Here is a 20,954-nt window from a genome sequence, read left to right as displayed (position 1 = left end):
AGGTTCTGTTGTAAGAGTCTATTTTGGCAATACTTCAAATACTAAGAATTGGGTCACCTGGCTAGGATTGAAATTATCATCCGATACTAGCACCAGACTGTCGTGTCCATTTGCAAGCTTGCGGCCCCAAGAGATGCCTTCGATGTTGTCAAGCTTAGATAAGCCCAATGTTGTTAAATCAAGCACTAGGCGTTTTTTGACAGGCTTGAATTTGCTTCCTTGTAACGAAATGTTACTAATATTACTAGCTCCATGCGTATCAATCTCATAAATACGAATAAAATTTTTATAGCTTCCATCCGCACCTTGCACACCGGCGCGTTCAATTGTTAGCAGTTTGTGGTCGTTTACCGCCAGGATATCCGACACACCATTATCTGCAGATTTACCAGGGGCTGGCGCTGCTGGAATAGGCTCAATAGGGTATGCATATTGGGCCAGCATATTTCCGCTGCGGTCGTATTGCGTGATCCGTGAAAATGCCCCGGAGTTTACGGTAGGTACAGGTCCATCCTGGTATAAAGGAGCTTCCATGGAAACCCATAACGATTTACCGTTAGGTGCAAACGTCATACCTTCAAAGGTCAAATTATCGCGTGATCCAATCTCTGTTTTTGGCGACACCTTGAATATTTCCGGCAAAGGTAAAGCAGACAAGTATTTTCCATCAATAGTCGCATGTCTCACAAAAGGATTTAAGCCAAGAGAGCGATTGCCCTCACTTGTATACCAAACGCTTCCATCCTTTGGATCCAGGCGTATAGCTTCAAAATCTGGAACTTCTCCGCCTTGAGTAGTGTATTGCGTTTGATTAGGATAATTGGTACCGTCAGGCTGCTTTAAAAATTTCACCCCGTTCAATTGAACAGAACTAAAACTTTTGTCATCGTAGTTCAGCTCGGCTGTATAAAAACGTGCAGGACTGTTAACTGATCTGTCGTCACTTATCATTGCCCAGGTGTTGCTTTTAGAATCGTAGCTAATTCCTGAAAGACCGCCCACAATAGTTCCTTGAAATTCCTGTTTTAACGGAATTCTCTGTTCCCCAATCATTCTTAGACTCCCTACGGAATGTGCTTTGTTTAAGTTACTTACTGAATCCTCGTTCCTGGATAATTGAATAGATTGACCTTTGTTACTTTCGCCTGTTACTGGGTCTAGGAAAAGCTTTTGGTTAAAATAGCCTTGCTTGATCAACGTTTTCGTTTCCTGCGGCAGATTGTTTTCAGCTGCATTCGCAATAGGAGCTACAGCTAAAAAAGAACTTAATGCAGCAACACTTAAGGTGTTAAAATACTTGGACAACTTCAGTTTCTTCATAAAACTCTCCCCTTGTTTCTATTTTTTTAATAAAGTTACTTAATATACAATAGCAACCAGACATGAATTTTTATTTTAAATGACATTAATAAAATGTAAAGCTTGTATATAGATTTTAAAAAATATATGTATCAAAGGATAGTATTCGCTTAACACCACTAATTTCAAGATGTGTCTGTAAAAGTAAACCTTTACGGACACTTTAAGCAAGCATGGCAAAAAGGCTTCAGAGAAAGATGAAGCCTTTTTGTTTGTTGCGATATTTCTAGTTAGCGCAAGGGAGTGTGAGACGGTTAAAACTCTCACATTATATATAAGTCCACTTTGTGTTATTCCAACATATCTATCGTTTGCCACGTAGAACAAAAGGGAAACTGCACTCGCTCCCTCTCTATGGCTTACCCCTGCATGGCCACGAAAAGGGTTTGACCGCTTCTATGCTTAGTCGTATGCTCTCTCCCCCCTAAAAGAAATGTTTTTATGTCGATTTTTTTAGTTGCATTTATATAGAATGCTCGTATTTATCTTAGTTATACATGTCTTTTTTACCTTCCACCGCTAATATTTATTGTTTCTCCTAAGATGTAATTAGAAGCATCGGAAGAAAGGAAAGGAATAACTTCAGCTATTTCACTTGGTGTTGCTGCTCGTTTTATAGGCAACTTTTGTCCTTCAAGAAGTCCCTATCTTCTTATCTTATTGTTCGAGAGCAAGGGATGAGATATAACGGTATAAGAAGATCGTCTGAGATACAAAGATTCAAAAAAAACACCATTCCTTTTGCATGATTTCACAAAAAGAATAGCGTTTTTTAAGATATGCTTTTGCCTTGCTTGATAGGCATGTGCTGCCCTTATATGCCGAGCAGCTTACTTAACCAAGCATCGGTTTTTGAATCGAATTGGTTATTTCGCAAAGATTTTTTCTGCGGCATCTAGTGCCATTTTATTGCCTAGTGCTGAATAATCAAGCCATGGTTGATCCTCAATGATATAGACATGGTTTTCTTTCACAGCTTTTAATCCTTGCCAAATTGGGTTACTTTTCAATTGTTCGAAAACCTTTTGTGCTTTGTCTTCTTTATTGACAATTACAAAGATAGCATCTGCATCAAAATCCGGAAGCGTTTCTTGGGAAATCACTTCATAGGCTTTATTAATTTTCTCAACGCCGTTTGCCGGTTTTAAGCCTAAATCATTAAATAAGATAGGTCCCATAGGACGTTTCATCCCAAAGACACGCAGTTCTTTCGCTGTAACACGGATTGCCATCACCTTACCGTTGTTGCCGATTTTGTTATGAATAAGAGGCTTTACGCGTTCCGCTTGAGCTTGATAGTCATTAATAAAGGTTTCGGCTTGCTGTTCACGGTTAACAAGCTTTCCGATCTTTTTCAAATGGTCTCGCCATGTCCCGTCATCAAGGTTAAATACTTGAGTCTGTGCAATGTTTTTAAATTTTGTAAGGTCTTTTCCCGCGTATTGCTCGTCGGCATAAATTACGTCAGGTTTTAATGCTAACAGCGATTCCATATCAGGGTCTGCTGCTACTCCTAATTTTTTCGTGTCTTTTAAGCGATCCGCCACGTGAGGCAAGAAAGCTTTTAAATCCCCTCCCATAACGGAGCCGACAGGAGTAATACCGAGCGCAAGCAAGTCGTTCGTTAAATGAATCGAAAGCGACGCAATTTTAGGATCCTTGCTTGCCGGTTTTTGATCGCCAGATGCTGCGCTTTGTTTAGAATCTGTTTGATTGCAAGCTGATAAAACAAGAATGAAAAGAGTGGAAATAATGCTTGTTAAAATCATAAGTTTCTTTTTCATAATGTCTCCTCTACTCATGCGTTTATTTTGTTCTTATAAGTAAATAAAGAAAATAAGGGGCGCCTACCGAGGCCACTACCACACCTGCCGGAATGGCATTCGGTTGAAACAAAGAACGGCCAATTGTATCAGCCATTACCAGAATAACTAGACCAACGAGCCCTGCAATAGGCAAGTAATATTGATGCAAGGGCCCAACAAGGCGACGCGCAAGATGAGGCGCAACCAAGCCAATGAAGCCAACTCCTCCCACCATCGATACGCTGGCACATGATAAAGCAACTGCAGTCGCCAACAGCAGCAAACGCTGTCTGCGTACAGGAATCCCAAGGCTAACCGCCACCTCATCGCCAAGTGAGAAAGCATCTAATGATTTGGAACGGAAAAGGGCATACGGAACAAAGATTACTATCCATGGAAGCAACGCATACACATGTATCCAATCCCGTCCCCACACATTCCCGATCAACCATCTTGAAGCAAAGCTGTAAGTATTTTCATCGAGACGAAGCGATAAAAACAGCGTAATTGCGTTGAAACCAGCCGCAATCGCAATTCCCACTAAAAGCAATCGAATAGGCAGCAGCCCATTATAACGATCATACGCTACCATAATAATCAAGAAAGCAGTCACTACACCGCCTGCAAACGTAAACAGCGGAATAAGAAGTGAGGATGCCCCGTTCATCGAGTGGAACAAGGTAAGAAAGACAATAAGACCGAGAGAAGCGCCGGCATGAAGACCTAGAATACCAGGATCCGCCAATGCATTACGGGATAACCCTTGTAAAATTGCCCCGGAAATCCCTAAACCAATTCCCGCTAACATGGTAATCAAAATACGAGGCAGCCGAAATTCGAATAAAACCATTGCATCTTGCGGGCTACCATAACCAAGGAAGGTTTGTAAAACAGTTAAAGGCGAAAGCCGAATCGTGCCTGTATTCAAACTGATTATAATGACGCCCAGACAAATAATGGTCAAGGATATGCTAACAGTAAGCACTCTCTTCCCTATGCCTTGCACGTGTTTCCTCATTTATAAATTCCTCCTTTCTTTACGGGCAAGATAAAGAAAGAAAGGAACGCCGACGAGTGCCACCATTACACCAATCGCCAGCTCTCTTGGCGGATTCACCATCCGTGCGCCTAAATCGGCCAAAACGAGCAGCACTGCACCTAATAAAGCAGACACCGGAATAATAAACCGGTAATCCACTCCCACCAGTCTGCGCGAAATGTGCGGAATCACGAGTCCCACAAATCCTATCGAGCCTACAACCGAAACAGAAACCCCGGCAAGTATCACCGCAATGAGCATTCCGAGAATTCGAATCCTCTTTGTTTTCACGCCTAGATTGGCAGCGACGTCGTCTCCCATTGAAATTAACGAAATGGAACGCCCCAGTACCAATGACCAAGCGATTGTAATCAATAGTATCGGTACCAGCAGTCTTAAATGAGACCACTTTACCCCTGCAACACCGCCAGCATACCAAAAAGCCAGATCCTGACTCAAATCATAATAAATCGCTATCCCGGAACTGATGGAATGCAATAATGCCGACACTACAGCACCAGCGATGGTTAGCCGTAAAGGTGTTAAACCGCCTGCTGAACTAAGCAAAAAGATAAATGACGTACTCAACACAGCTCCGGTAAACGAAAGCAGCATTAAAACCGAATACGGTATATTTGGGAAAATTGCAAAACTAAGCGCAACCATAAATGTCGCACCTGCATTAACTCCCAGGATTCCTGCATCAGCTAACGGATTGTGCGTTACTCCTTGCATCAAAGCTCCCGCAACCGCAAAAGCCGCTCCTATTACAGCAGCGCCTATCACACGCGGCAGCCGTAATTCATGAATAATCTGATGCGTTGTCAATGTCGGATTATAATTTATAATCGCCGCCCACACCGTCTTCAGCGTAATATCTTTCGCTCCAAACGATACCGCCAAAAACATGGACAATAATAATCCAAACACCGCCAAAATCATTACAAACCAAAATAATGAAACGCTCGAACGAGCTGTAAAGGTTTTTATGAAATACTTATTCAACCATTTTAACTTCATCTGAATTAATCCTTTGTTTTAAAATACGGCTGTGTTCGTATGGATTGTTGCTGCGGCACGAAGCTTTCGAGAGTTCATCCCATAGCAACAGCATTTTAGAATACAACCTAAAGTATCATCTATTTTTTGATAATGATATTTATTCTCAATAATAGATTATAGCTTTTAGAATTTAGAAAATCAAGGAAAACATTGATACGCTGCAGCAAACAATCTCTTAGTCTCTTGTTATAAAGCTAGCCTATTAGCATGACAGCTCCAGCTGCAACAGGCGTTAGAACCATGGCACCCTTCAAAAAGCCTTGAGGAGCATAGTTTGTAAACTTAGCCCCAACATAAGAACCGATCATGGTTCCAGCCAATACTTGCACTAACAGTACAAAGTTTAAATACCCCTCGGAATAATATCCGATTCCTCCCGCTAAAGCGATTGGTAAAATGACAAGCATCGTTGTGCCTACTGATTGTTGTATAGAAAGCCCTAATACAGCAAGCAATCCTATTTGGATAAAAGGAGCGGAACCGATCCCAAATGTACCAGCCAATATTCCTGAACTAAGCCCTACTATTGCTGCTTTTTTAATTAGAAGCGTGTTACGAGTAATCTCTCTTCCACTGTTTTCTATTATTTTTTGTACCATAAATAAACGGATGACCAGTATAACCGCGGATAGAAATAACATCCCCGCTGTTAGCCAGTGCAAAGAATGCACAGGAATCCATCCGGCAGTCTTTGAACCAAGATAGGAACCAACGGCCCCAAATCCGCCTACGATTAGACCAGTCCTTACAGAAATATTTCCCTGCCGAAAGTGACTGTAAGCACCTGACATCGTAGTAAACACCATAGCTGCAAGCGAGGTACCTAAAGCAGTATGAATCGGAACCCCAAAGAGAACAGTTAAAATAGCGATAATAAAGCCTGATCCTCCCGCTCCGACAAATCCTAATAAAATTCCCATCACAAACATAGTCAGCGCAATAGCCAACTCGATCCCCCCAATACAAAAACCCTGAATGTTCCTAATGATTTGTTGCGCCTGATTACAGGCGTCTATCTATATATAAGTGAATTATACCATGTGCTATGTGCAACCAAAAAGGAGCATTGCATGCTTCTTCTCTCTGGTTTACCCTTGGAACCAAAGGTTTGACCGCTTCTGCACGTCTTTTGATCTCTCACCACTATCAACGTTTTTTTATTCACTTGTATATAAGGACTTTCCTGAAGAAGATGTTGTTTCTTTAGGAAAGTCTGTTTTGTTGAAGCAAAAAGCCCTGAGTAATCTTTTCCTATTTACTCAGGGCTTTTCATAATCTCTCTATAATCTATCTCTCTGTTGTTGATTAGCTTAGCAATTTCATTAATAAAGTAGCCAATACAATAGTGCCAGCGCCGCCAAGTCTTGTTGCAACCTGTGCAAATGGCATCAATTCCATTCTGCCCGATGCTGATAGGATGGCCACATCTCCAGTTCCTCCTAAACCGCTGTGGCAGCCAGTCACAATAGCGGCATCAACAGGATACATATTCATAAGCTTTCCGACAAAATATCCTGTGCCTACCATGCTAGCTACAACAGATGCACAAATAATAACGTAAGCAGGTGTAACAACATCTACGACTTTATCTAAAGGAATATACAGCAATCCTAATCCGACCATCAGCGGCCATGTAAGATTCTTAGATATAAACTGGTATAAGTGATAAGCCCCTTGTTCCATTTTTGCAGGCATAATGTTTGTGTATTTCACTACAGCTGCGGCAAAAATCATAAGTATAGCTCCTGGTATTCCGACGAATTTATGCGCTACGTTTCCAAAGACGAAGAAACTACAAGCAATGAGCAGCCCTGCGCCCATAAGAGAAAAATCAATAGGCTTGTCCATACTTTTTGCTTCTCTAATTTCCTTATCATCATTTGTTTTTACTAATACACCGTTTCCAGTAAGCTCCGGCTTTTTTTCACCTAACTTTTTCATTAAACCTGCACCAATAACGGCAATAACATTTCCGATAACAGCGGCTGGAATCATTTGGGATACAAAATGTTCAGCAGGCTGATGTAAAATTTCAGAATATCCAATGGAAAGCGGTAAAATTCCTTCTCCTATCCCTCCGCCAATAATAGGAACAACAATGAAGAAAAGAGTTCTCTTCACTTCGTAACCGAAAAGGAGACCGACTGTGACTCCGACAACAACTGAAGCAATAGTGCCGACCACAAGCGGGATAAACATGCGCATAAGCCCTTGTACCAACACTTTACGATTCATACCAAGTATGCTTCCTGCTACCAAACAGGAAATGTAAAGGTATAGGAAGTTTGACGTTTTCATTAAAGTAGTAACCGCTTTCATCGAAGCCGGATTCATCCAATGAAAGAACAATAAGATCGATGGCACAAAAAGAGATAAAATAGCAGGTCCACCAATGTCCTTTAACACCGGTATTCTCGCTCCAATATGCCCCAAGAAAATCCCCATAATCATAATTACAGCAAAGCCGCCGATCATGTCAGCAGGAAGCTGATTATAAACAGATGCGGAATAAATAATTGCCGCTAAAACTAAGTAAAGAGGTAAAGGTATTACCCCGATTTGCGTTTTCAGGAACTTAGAAAAAATATTATCTTTCGGTTCCGGATGCGTAAGCGTTTCCATTCTTTTTACAGATTGCACACAAATACCCCCTGTCTTTTTGTACTCTCATCTTACTGTCTTTGTAAGCCCTTTAATAGTTTTCGTAATTTTTATAACGCATTTTGTAACTAAAATAAGTAAGCGGTCTATATAGACCGCTTACAGAAAGTTTTTTATTATGTTTTCTTTTGCTTTATTATACTTATATTGGTAAATGGGTCGTCCAATCGTTCCATAATGAACTTTAACATGAAGGGCATCTATATCGCTCAAAAATTTTAAATACTTTCTTACCGATACTCTTGAGATACCAACACGGCCTGCAATATCTTCCGTTGAAAAAGGAGACTCTCCCATACTTTGTGCGGTTTCCCATATCACTTGTAACGTACCCTTTGTCACCCCTTTCGGCAGCTCTTCTGCTATTGCTCTTGGTTCCTTATGAAGGATTTGCCGATCTAACTCCTTCTGGCTTAATACCTGCTGATTTTTCATAAACATGAATTTCTCTCGATAGGCTGATAAGGCTTCATTAAATCGGTCAAATTCAAAGGGCTTCATTAAGTAGTCAACCGCTCCGTACCGCAAAGCTGTTTGAATCCTCTCCATATCCGAAGCAGCTGTAATAAAAATCACATCAGCTTTCTTCCCTGTTTCTCGAATATGCATCAACAACTCCAACCCAGTCTTCCCCGGCATAAAGATGTCCAGTAAAATTAAATCGATCGTCTTCTTTTCCAATATATGTAACGCAGCATCTACAGAAGTAACAACAGAAACCAGCTGAAATCCTCCTACTTGCTCCAGATAGCGCTTGTTAAACTCCGCGACCATCGGATCGTCCTCTACGATGAGCACACGTATCATTCTATATCACCCTTGCAATCGTATGGTATATAAACAACAAATCTCGTTCCTTGAGACGGCTTTGAGGAGATTTCTATTTCTCCGCCAAGCCTGTCCAAGCTTTGGCTAATTAAAAAGAGTCCCAATCCCCTGTCTTCTCCCTTAGTAGAAAATCCCCTTTCAAACATATGATTTTGCGTTTCCTTTTCGATCCCGACTCCGGTGTCCTTTACTTCAATTGTTAAGATATCATCCCCGTAGTCGAAATGCACCTCTATTTGCCTGCGAGGACAGTTAGATACTGCTTCTAGAGCATTGTCAATTAAATTTCCCAATATGGTAATTAGCTCGTGAGACATGTAGGAGTGCAGCGGCTCAGGTACTTCACGTTCGCTCGATATATGTAATTCGGCAGCTGCTTCACGCGCATAGCTTAATTTCCCTATCAGAAATCCAGCCAAGACAGGATCTTTAATATTTCTGGATATGGCACCGATTTCATTGTTTCGATGATTTACCAGTTCACTTATATAATTTGTCAGTTGGTCATACAATCCCATATGCGACATTCCTAAAATAACATGCAGTTTATTCATAAACTCATGAGACTGGGCACGGAGCGCCTCTGCATATAAACGCACGCCAGTCAATTGCTCAGCCAGCTGTTGAATTTCTGTTTTATCCCGAAATGTCGAAACAGCTCCCACTATCTTGTCATTCAAAAAGACTGGCACACGATTTACCACCAAGGTGATACCGTTTAAAACCATCTCGTGGTCCGGATCTGTTTGCCCAGTTTTCAATACCCAGCCCAGTCTTGAGTTCGACAAATATTCTTCCATTTTCATTCCCCGCGGCTCTTGAGCTAACCCTGCCTTATGAAATAAACGCAAAGCCGCTTTGTTTACCAGTGTAATACGGGACTCCTGGTCAACAGCTACAATTCCCTCCCTGACTGATTGCAAGATAGCATCTCGCTCTTGAAGCAGCTTAGCTATAGCTGAGGGCTCCAGTCCAAAAAGAATTCTCTTGATATACCTTGCCAAAAGTACAGCACCCAAAATACCCGCTACTATTCCAAGTAAGGTTCCCGTATAGATATTATTACGACCTTGACTTACCGCTTTTTGAACATCATTTAAGGAAATGCCTACCGCTACAGCTCCTAACTGCTTGCCAGTATGGTCAAAAATTGGTGTTAGAGAACGAAGAGATGTTCCTAAAGTTCCTTTTGATATAGAAATATGTTCTTTTCCTTTTAAGGCAATCCCCTCATCCCCGCCGACGAATCGTTTTCCAATCTTGGCAGGATCCGGATGTGACTTGCGAATCCCATTCATATCCATCACTACAACAAATTGCACATGGGTGAAACGACGGGTTTCCTCTGCAAAATCTTGAATAGACCTCTCTTCATCTTGTTTGCCTAAAGCTTCTATTACAAGTTGTGAATGTGCCACCATGCGCGCCACATTTGTCGCTTTTTCTTCCTGGCTCTTTTCTATGTTCGCAGCTATAGTTCTACTGGTTAGTATATCCGTTACGAGCAAAGAAAGAGCTACGACCCCACAGACCAATAACGTAATGGTCATTTGCAGGCTCCATTTCCTTCCCTTCATAAGTCCTTCCCCCAACCTCTCTTGAAACCCGTGATTTTATAACATTGTATCCCTTTCTTAGAGCTTCCACATGCCGGTAACTAGTATTCATATCCTGCAAAATTAAAATTTTCCTTGTAAGCGATGCCTCTGCTCCAATCATAACCTAGTATGCTCTCCAGCGAAATAATAAGCTTGATAAAATTCACATTGGCATTATATCTATATACAACTGAATAAAAAACCGTTGATAGTGGGGAAAGAGCATCCGGCGGAGCATAGAAGCGGTCAAATCCTTTTCCTGCCCCATACAAGGGTAAGAGAGGAAGCGAGTGCAGGCTTGTCTTTTGTTCTGTATAGCAGGTCCTATGTCGAAATTATAAATCATTTATATATATACAAGTGAATAAAAAAACGTCTTTTCTGTGAAAAGAACTTTATGTAATGCTCTATCTAAGGGACCTAAGAATAGGAGAAAGATCTCATTTTTCAATGAGTCCATATCGAAGCAGCTTGGCAATCCACTCCGCATCCGCTACATCTGTCTTGCACCCTGGCGCGTTTTTAATACGTTGCGCATTGGCATCAAAATAGTCTTCTAAGATGTTAAACACAGGCTTCCAGTAAATGCCCGTACTTGGCTGTCCGTCATTACTTATCAGTATAGTAAGGTTTAGTTGTTACTAACCCCCTTTTCATGCGGGGGATGTGACTGAGAAGTCATGTTTGTTTTTATAGTGGGGAGAGATCAAAAGACGTGCAGAAGTGGTCAAACCTTTGGTTCATGCAAGGGTAAACCAGAGAGAAGAAGCATACCATACTCCCTTTTGGTTGCACATCGCACATGGACATGCCGAATTTATCATTCACTCATATCTACATGATATCTCAATACAAGGAGTACGAGGTATCATACCGTATCCTATGAACGTTTTGGACGCTTGTTGTATCGATGTAACTGACAACACATGGAAATATATAGAAAAATTCCTTTTTGATTAATTTTCCATATATGAGGGAATTATACTCTCTAAGAAATGCTGAACTTTTTTATTACATAATAACATTTTACAGAAGTTTGCTCCTGGTGTCAGCTGCTGGCATGGGGTATGAAGGTGATTAATATGTGGAAAACGATGGTTTCCTATCTTCCAGACTGGAAAGTTTTTATGCAAGCTTTAATTGTATTTTTCATTCCGTATGTTATCGCAAAATTTTTTAGTTGGATCCGTACATCAGAGGAAGAGTGATGAGAATGAGATGGTGGAAATCAAAAATCAAACAATCGCAAAAACAAGCCATTCAAAGTGATCAAACGCAGGAATATAAGCCTTTTCAAGATTCAACAGGTCATTTTACGGGGGATTTCACCTTTGATCTGGAACTTGTCAGGCAAGAAATCAGTCATAACTCGGATGTGCACTTTCGGGAGTTTGATATTGGGCGCACAGGCATTCGGGCGGCAATCATTTTTGTGGAAGGACTGTCAGATAAAGAGCTCATCGACAAACATATTATGAAATCATTGATGGTTGATTTTTTCGACGAATATAAACAGGAATCATCTTATGTGAAAGGGACCATTTCAAAAGAGTTTATTAAAAATCAAGTTCTTTCCCTTAGTGAAGTAAAAGAAGTCCATCACATAAAAGAGTTGATGTTAAAAGTATTGACAGGCTCGACAGCCCTTTTGATTGATGGATCATCAGATGTGTTCATTCTTGGTACAACCAAAGCAAACAAACGGAATATTGAAGAGCCAGTATCAGAGGCATTGGTCAGAGGTCCGCGGGTAGGTTTCACTGAAATTTTAAGCGATAATACCGCCCTTTTGCGACGCCATGGTGAAAACGAGACCTTATCATTAACAAAATTCCAAGTAGGAAAACGTGCAAAAAAAGATCTGGTTATTGCCTATATCAACGATATTGCTGACCCGGAATTAGTGGAAGAGGTCAAGAAAAGAATTCAGAAAATCGATATAGATAATGTACCGGAATCAGGTTATGTAGAACAGCTCATCGAAGATAATTATCTCAGTCCTTTTCAGCAAGTACAGAGTACGGAGCGCCCTGACCGCGTCATTGGCGCCTTGATGGAAGGACGGGTGGCGATTTTGCTGGACGGGACGCCTTTCGCTTTGATCGTTCCAGTTACATTTAGCATGCTGTTGCAATCGCCGGAAGATTATTATGAGCGTTGGATCCCCGGCACGCTTCTCCGCCTATTGCGTTTTGGGGCAGCCTTTGTTTCGTTGTTGACTCCTGCATCGTATATTTCCTTTATCTCGTTCCATTCGGGATTGATTCCCACCAAGCTAGCCATGTCCATTATGGGAACGCGGCAAGGTGTTCCATTTCCTGCCCTTATAGAAGCACTGATTATGGAAATAGCCATCGAAATTTTACGGGAAGCCGGGTTGCGCCTGCCTAAGCCGATTGGCCCGGCGATGGGCATTGTCGGCGGTCTGATCATTGGCCAGGCTGCCGTAGAAGCAGGGATTATCAGCCCCATTATGGTAATCGTTGTGGCGCTTACCGCCATTTCTTCCTTTGCCATTCCGCAGTATAGCGCAGGGATTACGTTGCGCATCCTTCGCTTCGCGGCCATGTTTTGCGCGGCCGTGTTTGGATTGTACGGGGTCATTCTGTTTTTCCTCTTGCTTTGCAGTCATGTGGTGAAACTGAAGAGTTTTGGCGTGCCTTATGCAAGTCCGGTCGTTCCTTATCGATTAAACGACTGGAAAGATTTTATGGTTCGCATGCCGCTCATGATGATGAAACGCCGGCCGAAGATGATGCATACGAAAAATCCCACACGCAAAGGATAGCTCACGACGAAAGGAAGTGACCCACGGTGATTACCAGGCCCAAAGACCGAATTACGACTGCGCAAGCAGCTGTTGCCGTCACCAATACTATCCTTGGAACAGGGATCCTCACCCTGCCCAGAGCATCTGTGAAAGTGGTAGAAACACCAGATGTATGGATAAGCGTGATTTTAGGCGGTCTCATTGCGATGATGGCCGGAGTTATCATCGTCAAATTAGGCCAACAGTTTCCAAGGAAAACCTTTTATCAATATAGCCAAGAAATTGTAGGAAAATGGGTGGGCGGGTTACTGAGTCTGCTTATTGTATGTTATTTTATTATGACTTGTGGATTTCAAACCCGTTCAATGACTGAAGTAACGAGTTTCCTTTTGCTGGAAGGCACCCCGAAATGGGCCATCATCATGACATTTTTGTGGGTGGGCCTCTATTTGGTTATTGACGGAATAAACCCGATCGCCCGTCTGTTTGATATCATATACCCTATTACGATAGGCATTTTTTTGCTGGTTGCCTTTATGAGCTTCGGAATATTTGAGATAGATAATCTCCGCCCCGTATTAGGGTTGGGAGTCATGCCGGTACTAAAAGGGATAAAGACAACGGCTCTCGCGTATACAGGTCCTGAGGTCATGTTGCTCCTTGTGGCATTTATGGAACAGCCAAACAAAGCAGTAAAAGCCGTTCTAGTTGGAATTTTCATCCCGATGATCTTTTACGTGATAACTGTCGTGATGGTCATCGGAGCGTTATCCATCGATGGAGTAGTAACGAGAACATGGCCGACACTTACTCTCATGCGAAGTTTTGAAATTCCCGGTTTGCTATTTGAACGGTTTGAGTCTTTGCTAATCGTAATATGGATTATGCAAATGTTTGCTACCTATGCTATCAGCCTCTATATCGCTTCTTTGGGACTGGCTCAACTCTTCAAAAAGAATATTCATCCATTTATGTTTGGCTTGCTTCCGGTTATTTACATCATCGCCATGACTCCCAAAAATATAAATGACCTATTTAAACTAGGGGATATAGTCGGCGATATCGCGTTGTTTTTGTTTGGTGTAATGCCACCGCTGCTTCTCATTATCGCGAGATTGAAGGAGGGAAAGCATGAAGCAAAGCCTTAACAATGTACGGTTCCTTTTGGTCTCGCTGTCGGTTCTTTTGCTCCTGTCTCTTACAGGGTGTTGGAGCAGTCAAGAAATTGAAGAGAGAGGTTTAGGTGTAGGTCTGGCATTAGATAAAGGCAAGGAGTCAACAATTGAGAAAGAGCTAAAGGAACGAGGAGGGGGATACCCCGAAAGAAACATCATGACGTTGACCTATCAATTTGTTAATCCACAAGCATCAGGTTCGAAGGGTAAAGGGGGCGGAGGGCAACAAAAACCTTACATGAATGCTTCTGAAACCGGTGATTCTGTCCATCAAATGATTCGTGAATTTTCATTGAGAAGGGACGGCCCCATGTTCAGCCCACACTTAAAAGTGATCGTTATCGGTGAGGATTTAGTACGCACGTATAATTTGAAACAATTACTTGATCTTTTTTTTCGTGGTAATGCGCCTAGACTAAGCTGTCTTGTGTTAATTAGCAAGGGGCGAGCCAGCGAGACGCTGAAATCAAAGGAAACAGGAGACTTTCCATCGTTTCGTTTGATTGGAATTGCAGATAATCAATATAGAACAACAAGGATTTTGCCTTCTATGCCGCTCGCTAAATTAGAGGGCAAGCTACAATCAGGATCCAGTTTTCTTTTGCAAAATGTGATTTCGGCAAATGGAGAAGTAAAATTTGCCGGAGCTGCCGTGATCAATGGAAAGACAAAAAAGCTGCGCGGTTTTTTGAATGAGAAGGAATTAGATGGATTAACGTGGATAACGGGAAAAGGGAAAGGCGGTTTAGTGAAAAGCTTTGATAAAAAGACAGGGCAGCTCATGATCTACGAAATAGAGTCAATGAAAAGCAAAATCACACCTCATGTTGATGGAAAGAAGATCTCTTTTGATGTGAACATCGAATCAGAGGGCCGTCTATCTGAAAATTGGGTGCTTTCGGGAAGTTCTTTTGAAAATACATTTCTAAAAAGGGCAGAAAAAGCCGCTGAAAAAGAAGTGAAGCGCTTGGTGAAGAATACATTAGAAAAAACGCAACAGGAATACAAAGCAGACGTTGCCGGCTTCGGAAACCGCTTAAGAATTGAGCACCCTAAAGTATGGAAAAAGGTCAAAAAAGATTGGGACCGAACGTTTAGTAAGGCTCCAATCAAGTACAACGTAAAATTAACCATTAAAGATTATGGGGGGGCAGGCTCCGAATAGTGAGACCTTCTGTTCAATTACGCCTGAACTTTTACCTCTTTTGATGGTAAGAGCGGCAAGATTGCAAAAAAGAGGGTTTGCAAAAATACAAACCCTCTTTTCATTGAACAAAGATCATTTTTAATTATTTAGACCTGTCCAGGTTTAGTTTCTCTCTAAAAGAGCTTTTCCTGCAATACCAGGGTGCGTCATTTCGTACGGATCCAGAATTAAATCTAGCTCCTCTTCCGTCAACACATCATATTTTAGACATAACTCCCGAATAGGTTTTTCGCTTAAGATAGCCTCTCTCGCTATCCGAGCAGCTACTTCGTAACCGATATGCGGGTTAACTGCTGTGATAACGCCCACACTCTTTTCTACATATGCTTTCAATCTTTCCTCATTTGCTTCGATTCCTTTTAGACAATGGTCTGTGAAAGCACGGAATGCGTTATTCATAATGCTAATGGACTGGAGCAGGTTGAATACAAGGACTGGCTCCATTACATTTAATTCAAGCTGTCCCGCTTCCGATGCAAGGCAAATCGTATGGTCATTTCCAATCACTTGGAAAGCTACTTGGTTAATGACCTCTGCCATAACCGGGTTTACTTTACCAGGCATGATAGAAGAGCCAGGTTGACGAGCCGGTAATGTAATTTCAGCTAATCCTGCACGAGGGCCGGAAGCCATTAAACGTAAGTCATTCGCGATTTTAGACATATTCATCATACATACCTTCAACGCAGCAGATACTTCTGTGTATGCATCTGTGTTTTGCGTTGCATCTACAAGATGCGCAGCCCCAACAAGCGGTAATCCGCTTATGTCTGCAAGATGCTTCACAACTGATTCAATGTAACGCGGGTCTGCATTTAATCCTGTTCCGACCGCTGTTGCTCCCATGTTCACTTCATATAAATGCTGGCGTGATTGCTTAATTCGCTTGATGTCACGTTCGATTGCGCGTCCATACGCTTCAAATTCTTGACCTAGACGGATCGGTACAGCATCTTGAAGGTGAGTGCGTCCCATTTTGATAACATGATCGAATTCTTTTGCTTTTTGCTCGAACACGCTATGCATATATTCCGTTGTATCTAACAATTTGTCTAGAAGATTCAATACTGCGATATGAATAGCTGTCGGAAATGCATCGTTTGTGGACTGAGACATATTGACATGGCTATTCGGGCTTACATGAAGGTAATCCCCTTTTTCTTTCTCAAGTAATTCGAGGGCACGGTTAGCAATGACTTCATTCGCATTCATGTTAATGGATGTACCCGCTCCGCCTTGAATTGGATCAACGATAAATTGGTCATGCCATTTTCCTTCAATGATTTCTTGTGCAGCCTTCGCAATTACTTCCCCTGTTCCGGAATATAGACGTTTTACATCCATGTTAGCAAGCGCAGCTGCTTTTTTCACAATCGCCATCGCTTTAATTAATTCTTCATGTATTTTATATCCCGTGATAGGGAAGTTTTCGACAGCACGCAGTGTTTGAACGCCATAATAAGCTTCGGCAGGTACTTCCTTAGCACCTAAAAAATCTTTCTCAATTCGCATATATTGGTTTGTTTCATTGATAGTTGACATGATATTTCCCCCTCTATTTTATAAGCAACATTTGACTGTTTAACAGAAACATGATTAGCCTATATATGAGCAAATTATAATTTCGACATGTCCATGTGCGATGTGCAACCAAAAGGGAGCATGGTATACTTCTTCTCTCTGGTTTACCCTTGCATGAACCAAAGGTTTGACCGCTTCTGCACATCGCCGCATGATCTCTCTCCACTATAAACGGTTTTTTTATTTACTTGTATATAAAATGACCTTATTAACGACTAGTCTTCTTTTTCAAATCCAGCAGTCGAATCCTCTGCCAAAGGAGTTTCTACAATCTCCTTGATTTCTTCTATACAATTGGTTTGTCCAAGAGCCCACATCAGCTTGGCGACGATAGCCTCTGTGTTCATATCTCCAGATAAAATAACGCGATGTTGTGCTACCTTGCGTCCTACTTCATAAAGAAGCAAGTCTTCCCCTTCTTCCAAACATTGCGTGGTTATAACTACGGCAATACCAGCTTCCGTAAGCTCTTGAATTTTCGCCAACAAGTTTCGCCCCTCAAAAGGCAATCCACCGTTACCAAAACTTTCAATAATAATCCCTTTATACAAACCCTTCAGACAATCAAATATCTCTGGTTTCGTTCCAGGATACAATTTCATGAGGAATACATCTGGACACAAGCTAGTATTCACTAGAAATTCGTCAGAAGAGGACGCAGGTTTCCATTGATATCGCACTTCCTTTGCGTCCACATAAGCAACGTATGGATGATTGATACTTTCAAACGCATCGTAGCTTTTTGTTCTCATTTTGACAGCCCTTGTACCGATGATCACGCGTCCATCAAATACGACGAAGACACCGCCAATATCTTCACATGCGAAGCGCAGTGCATCAGATATATTCTTTTTCGCATCTGTTTTTTTGAAGCTGATGGGAACCTGCGAGCCCGTTATGACGACGGGTTTTTGTAAACCTTGCAGCATATAGGATAACGCCGCTGAAGTATATGCTAACGTATCTGTCCCATGAGTGATCACAAATCCGTCATATTGTTCGTAATTTTGAGCAATCACTTCAGCCATTTCAACCCAATGCTCCGGCTGCATATTCGTGCTGTCTCTGTTCATAAGAATTTGACTCGTTACATCAACTGACTGAGATGTGTCCTGAAAATATTCCAGTAGTTCCTCAGCAGACAATCCAGGAACAAGTCCTTCCTTCCCCTCAACTGATGCAATTGTTCCACCTGTTGCAATTAATAATAGTTTCTTCATCGCTGACCTTCCCATTCGAGTTTATTTTTCATCCTTTTGTACGCATAACGCATATTATTATAGTCTATTATAAGATCAAATCCGGACATAAATCAACATTTGTATTCGTTACGCGTACATTTTTTTCTTTTATATGAATGTTTCACATGTTATAATCAAAAAAAATTAACATGGGAGTAGGGATACAGTGTTACAACGATTAGTAAATCTTAGAAAGAGCAGGAAGTGGTCCTTGCAAGAAACAGCCGATCGTCTCGGAATCGCGAAAAGTACCTATGCCGGCTACGAATCTGGATATAGAGAGCCTTCTTTGCAAGCATTGTTGCAAATCGGGGATTTATTTGACACAACGGTTGATTATATGTTGAATCGGACAGATGATAACCAACCGAAACTCGAACTAACTGAACTATTACATTCCAAAGATATGGTGCTCTCTCTAGATGAGATTCCTCTAACGGCTGAGGAGATTTGTGATTTTATTGCATTTACTCGGGTAAAACGAGATATAAAAACGTCTCTTGATTAAGTACCCTTTATTACTGTTAATTGAAAAGATACATGCATACTTCCAATCATGTGAAGTTTATATAACTTCACATGATTGGAAGTACGTACAAAAATTACGTGTTTTTGTCCCAATACGATTTTTAGCCAACAGGTCAAATCGTTCTAAATTAAAAAATCAGACCCGAGTTTCGGTCTGATTTTTATTCTTTACATGTTTTGCGGCTTCAATCCTTGCCCAACGGATTGAACACTTTCTATTACCTTTTTTACCATGTCTTCACCAATTAATGAGCGTATTCCCCAGAAAACCAGACCTTGAGCAGCTACCGGCTGCATTGGATATATTTCCAAATATTAATGAAACTCTCATCTACTACTTGGACACCATAATCAGATAATTAATTCACTCATATATAGAAAAAGAACGAACAGCGTTAGCATTCAAAATATACTTGGTGCAGCTCAACAAATACAAAAAGAGCCACGTTTTATAAGCGTGGCTCTTTTAACTATGAGTTATAAAGAAAGAATAACGTATTTTAAATCTGATGCATTCTTCAACATCATTAAGATGCCTTTTGCACTTCTCTTAAATATTCTTGACCTTGTGTTTCGTTGTACTCGCCTTCCCACTTGGACATTACAACCGCTGCGAGGGAATTTCCTACTACGTTTACGGCTGTACGAGCCATATCAAGAATACGGTCGATACCAGCGATGAACGCCAAGCCTTCTGCAGGAACACCAACAGATCCAAGAGTCGCTAACAATACTACGAAAGATACACCCGGTACACCGGCAATCCCTTTAGAAGTAAGCATCAACACAAGCAATAATGTGATTTGCTGTGAAATCGGCATATCAATCCCGTACATTTGCGCTAAGAACATCGCTGCGATTGCTTGATATAATGTCGAACCATCAAGGTTAAAGGAATAGCCTGTTGGAATCACAAACGATGTAATGGCTTTCGGACATCCGAATTTCTCCATCTTCTCCATAATCTTTGGCAAAACCGTCTCTGAGCTTGCTGTAGAATAGGCTAAGATCAGTTCATCTTTTAGGATTTTTATAAAATGGAAAATGTTAACTCCAGCCAGTTTCGCTACGATACCCAATACAACAATTACGAAGAAAAACATAGCACCATATACTACTACTACTAACTTACCGAGGGGTATCAGTGATCCTACACCAAATTTAGAAACCGTTACGCCAATTAACGCAAATACACCAAACGGAGCAAATTTCATAATCTGATTTGTTATATAAAACATGGCATCCGCTACACCTTGGAAAAAGTGAAGAACCGGCTTTCCTCTTTCTCCGATGGCTGCCACTCCGAGGCCGAACAATACAGAAAAGAAAATGATTGCAAGCATATTGCCTTTTGCTAATGAATCAATGATATTTGTAGGAACGATATTTACAAATGTATCAGCAAAAGAATGGTGCTGTACTTGTTCAGTCGTACTTACATAAGTGGAAATATCCGTTTTCTTCAACTGCTTCATATCCACACCTGTACCTGGATGGGATACGTTTGCAACCAACAAGCCTACAACAATAGCAATGGTTGTAATAATCTCAAAATACAGAATAGTTTTGCCGCCGAGCTTACCGAGCTTCTTGATGTCCCCTACACCCGCTACTCCGACTACGATACTCGCTACAACAATTGGCACAACAATCATTTTAATTAAGTGAATAAAAATATCCCCAATTGGTTGTAAGTATGTGGATACAGCTGGATTTCCGTAGAATACGGCCCCTACTGCGATACCGACTGCAAGACCAATTAAAATTTGCCAAGCTAATCCTAATTTCTTCATATTTGTCCCCTTTCGCTTCTTACTACTTCGTGAATCTCCTATTCTCCCATAAAACCAGAAGAAATCTACCAAACATCTTTAAGCGCTTTCACATTTGTTCTAGAACAACATATCTTTAATTTAAAATAAAAACTACAGAAAAATACAAAAAACTACAAACAGTAGTGAAAATATTTTAAATATTTTCACTACATCCCGGTGCAAAAATAGTTCACTAGAAGCATAGAATGGCAATTTGGATAGTAAATACATTATTTCGGGTTCTGGTGCAAGTGTTGACATAATCAGTGTTATCGGCAGTTAGGCA

The 20,954-nt window shown here is 41.2% G+C and carries 17 protein-coding genes and 1 pseudogene; 5 read left to right on the top strand and 13 right to left on the bottom strand.

The window, feature by feature from the left end:
• Positions 1-18 precede the first annotated feature (18 nt).
• The 10 genes and pseudogenes from H540_RS30775 to H540_RS33605 form a co-directional block, all read right to left on the bottom strand.
• The gene (locus H540_RS30775; RefSeq protein WP_051317258.1) at positions 19-1,320 is read right to left on the bottom strand and encodes an esterase-like activity of phytase family protein; all 1,302 of its coding nucleotides are present in this window, start codon (positions 1,318-1,320) and stop codon (positions 19-21) included.
• Positions 1,321-1,865: 545 nt separating this feature from the next.
• Positions 1,866-1,982 (bottom strand): SDR family oxidoreductase, encoded by a 117-nt coding sequence (locus H540_RS32615; protein WP_245592339.1) that lies wholly within the window; start codon positions 1,980-1,982, stop codon positions 1,866-1,868.
• A gap of 243 nt (positions 1,983-2,225) precedes the next feature.
• Positions 2,226-3,143: an ABC transporter substrate-binding protein gene (locus tag H540_RS0123940; RefSeq protein ID WP_028402710.1), complete on the bottom strand. Its 918-nt coding sequence runs from the start codon at positions 3,141-3,143 to the stop codon at positions 2,226-2,228.
• Between the two features lie 22 nt (positions 3,144-3,165).
• Entirely contained in the window at positions 3,166-4,182 is a 1,017-nt protein-coding gene (locus H540_RS0123935) for a FecCD family ABC transporter permease (RefSeq protein ID WP_028402709.1), read from the bottom strand.
• Positions 4,183-5,145 (bottom strand): FecCD family ABC transporter permease, encoded by a 963-nt coding sequence (locus H540_RS0123930; protein WP_028402708.1) that lies wholly within the window; start codon positions 5,143-5,145, stop codon positions 4,183-4,185.
• Positions 5,146-5,459: 314 nt separating this feature from the next.
• Positions 5,460-6,212, bottom strand: a complete 753-nt coding sequence (locus tag H540_RS0123925) for a sulfite exporter TauE/SafE family protein (protein WP_028402707.1) — start codon at positions 6,210-6,212, stop codon at positions 5,460-5,462.
• Positions 6,213-6,570: 358 nt separating this feature from the next.
• On the bottom strand, positions 6,571-7,887 hold the full coding sequence (locus H540_RS0123920; RefSeq protein ID WP_034671840.1) for a 2-hydroxycarboxylate transporter family protein: 1,317 nt from the start codon (positions 7,885-7,887) through the stop codon (positions 6,571-6,573).
• 138 nt (positions 7,888-8,025) lie between these two features.
• Positions 8,026-8,733, bottom strand: a complete 708-nt coding sequence (locus H540_RS0123915) for a response regulator (protein ID WP_028402705.1) — start codon at positions 8,731-8,733, stop codon at positions 8,026-8,028.
• Entirely contained in the window at positions 8,730-10,331 is a 1,602-nt protein-coding gene (gene dcuS, locus H540_RS0123910; protein WP_028402704.1) for a DcuS/MalK family sensor histidine kinase, read from the bottom strand. Before dcuS ends, H540_RS0123915 begins: the two co-directional genes overlap by 4 nt.
• A gap of 464 nt (positions 10,332-10,795) precedes the next feature.
• A pseudogene (locus H540_RS33605) lies at positions 10,796-10,951 on the bottom strand (IS110 family transposase); the annotation flags it as partial.
• Positions 10,952-11,434: 483 nt separating this feature from the next.
• On the opposite strand from H540_RS33605, the gene H540_RS35285 reads away from it, so the two are divergent.
• Genes H540_RS35285 through H540_RS0123880 form a run of 4 tightly spaced genes read left to right on the top strand, consistent with a single transcriptional unit; the run spans position 11,435 to position 15,462 of the window.
• Complete coding sequence (locus H540_RS35285) at positions 11,435-11,560, top strand: hypothetical protein (protein ID WP_425388169.1); 126 nt, start codon at positions 11,435-11,437, stop codon at positions 11,558-11,560.
• 5 nt (positions 11,561-11,565) lie between these two features.
• Positions 11,566-13,140, top strand: coding sequence for a spore germination protein (locus H540_RS0123890; RefSeq protein ID WP_028402702.1), 1,575 nt, complete (start codon positions 11,566-11,568; stop codon positions 13,138-13,140).
• A gap of 26 nt (positions 13,141-13,166) precedes the next feature.
• Entirely contained in the window at positions 13,167-14,270 is a 1,104-nt protein-coding gene (locus H540_RS0123885; protein ID WP_028402701.1) for a spore germination protein, read from the top strand.
• Entirely contained in the window at positions 14,254-15,462 is a 1,209-nt protein-coding gene (locus tag H540_RS0123880; protein WP_028402700.1) for a Ger(x)C family spore germination protein, read from the top strand. The genes H540_RS0123885 and H540_RS0123880 overlap by 17 nt, the downstream gene beginning before the upstream one ends.
• Before the next feature lie 144 nt (positions 15,463-15,606).
• Here H540_RS0123880 and aspA read toward each other — a convergent pair whose 3' ends face one another.
• Both aspA and H540_RS0123870 read right to left on the bottom strand, forming a co-directional pair.
• A complete protein-coding gene (gene aspA / locus H540_RS0123875) occupies positions 15,607-17,046 on the bottom strand; it encodes an aspartate ammonia-lyase (RefSeq protein ID WP_034671804.1) in 1,440 nt (479 codons plus the stop codon).
• Between the two features lie 254 nt (positions 17,047-17,300).
• A complete protein-coding gene (locus H540_RS0123870; protein WP_028402698.1) occupies positions 17,301-18,305 on the bottom strand; it encodes an asparaginase in 1,005 nt (334 codons plus the stop codon).
• A gap of 187 nt (positions 18,306-18,492) precedes the next feature.
• On the opposite strand from H540_RS0123870, the gene H540_RS0123865 reads away from it, so the two are divergent.
• Positions 18,493-18,834, top strand: coding sequence for a helix-turn-helix domain-containing protein (locus H540_RS0123865; RefSeq protein ID WP_028402697.1), 342 nt, complete (start codon positions 18,493-18,495; stop codon positions 18,832-18,834).
• Positions 18,835-19,381: 547 nt separating this feature from the next.
• On the opposite strand, the gene gltP is transcribed toward H540_RS0123865, so the two are convergent.
• On the bottom strand, positions 19,382-20,647 hold the full coding sequence (gltP, locus tag H540_RS0123855) for a glutamate/aspartate:proton symporter GltP (RefSeq protein WP_028402696.1): 1,266 nt from the start codon (positions 20,645-20,647) through the stop codon (positions 19,382-19,384).
• Between the last annotated feature and the right edge of the window lie 307 nt (positions 20,648-20,954).

Source organism: Ectobacillus panaciterrae DSM 19096, assembly GCF_000430785.1.
GTDB classification, from domain to species: domain Bacteria; phylum Bacillota; class Bacilli; order Bacillales; family Bacillaceae_G; genus Ectobacillus; species Ectobacillus panaciterrae.
This window is presented reverse-complemented; position numbering and strand designations above follow the sequence as displayed.

What these genes read in the sequence shown, in the direction of transcription:
- H540_RS30775 (WP_051317258.1), bottom strand. Translation starts at nt 1,320, where the DNA reads ATGAAGAAACTGAAGTTGTCCAAGTATTTTAACACCTTAAGTGTTGCT.
- H540_RS0123940 (WP_028402710.1), bottom strand. Translation starts at nt 3,143, where the DNA reads ATGAAAAAGAAACTTATGATTTTAACAAGCATTATTTCCACTCTTTTC.
- H540_RS0123935 (WP_028402709.1), bottom strand. Translation starts at nt 4,182, where the DNA reads ATGAGGAAACACGTGCAAGGCATAGGGAAGAGAGTGCTTACTGTTAGC.
- H540_RS0123930 (WP_028402708.1), bottom strand. Translation starts at nt 5,145, where the DNA reads ATGATTTTGGCGGTGTTTGGATTATTATTGTCCATGTTTTTGGCGGTA.
- H540_RS0123920 (WP_034671840.1), bottom strand. Translation starts at nt 7,887, where the DNA reads ATGGAAACGCTTACGCATCCGGAACCGAAAGATAATATTTTTTCTAAG.
- H540_RS0123915 (WP_028402705.1), bottom strand. Translation starts at nt 8,733, where the DNA reads ATGATACGTGTGCTCATCGTAGAGGACGATCCGATGGTCGCGGAGTTT.
- dcuS (WP_028402704.1), bottom strand. Translation starts at nt 10,331, where the DNA reads ATGAAGGGAAGGAAATGGAGCCTGCAAATGACCATTACGTTATTGGTC.
- H540_RS35285 (WP_425388169.1), top strand. Translation starts at nt 11,435, where the DNA reads ATGTGGAAAACGATGGTTTCCTATCTTCCAGACTGGAAAGTTTTTATG.
- H540_RS0123890 (WP_028402702.1), top strand. Translation starts at nt 11,566, where the DNA reads ATGAGATGGTGGAAATCAAAAATCAAACAATCGCAAAAACAAGCCATT.
- H540_RS0123880 (WP_028402700.1), top strand. Translation starts at nt 14,254, where the DNA reads ATGAAGCAAAGCCTTAACAATGTACGGTTCCTTTTGGTCTCGCTGTCG.
- aspA (WP_034671804.1), bottom strand. Translation starts at nt 17,046, where the DNA reads ATGTCAACTATCAATGAAACAAACCAATATATGCGAATTGAGAAAGAT.
- H540_RS0123870 (WP_028402698.1), bottom strand. Translation starts at nt 18,305, where the DNA reads ATGAAGAAACTATTATTAATTGCAACAGGTGGAACAATTGCATCAGTT.
- gltP (WP_028402696.1), bottom strand. Translation starts at nt 20,647, where the DNA reads ATGAAGAAATTAGGATTAGCTTGGCAAATTTTAATTGGTCTTGCAGTC.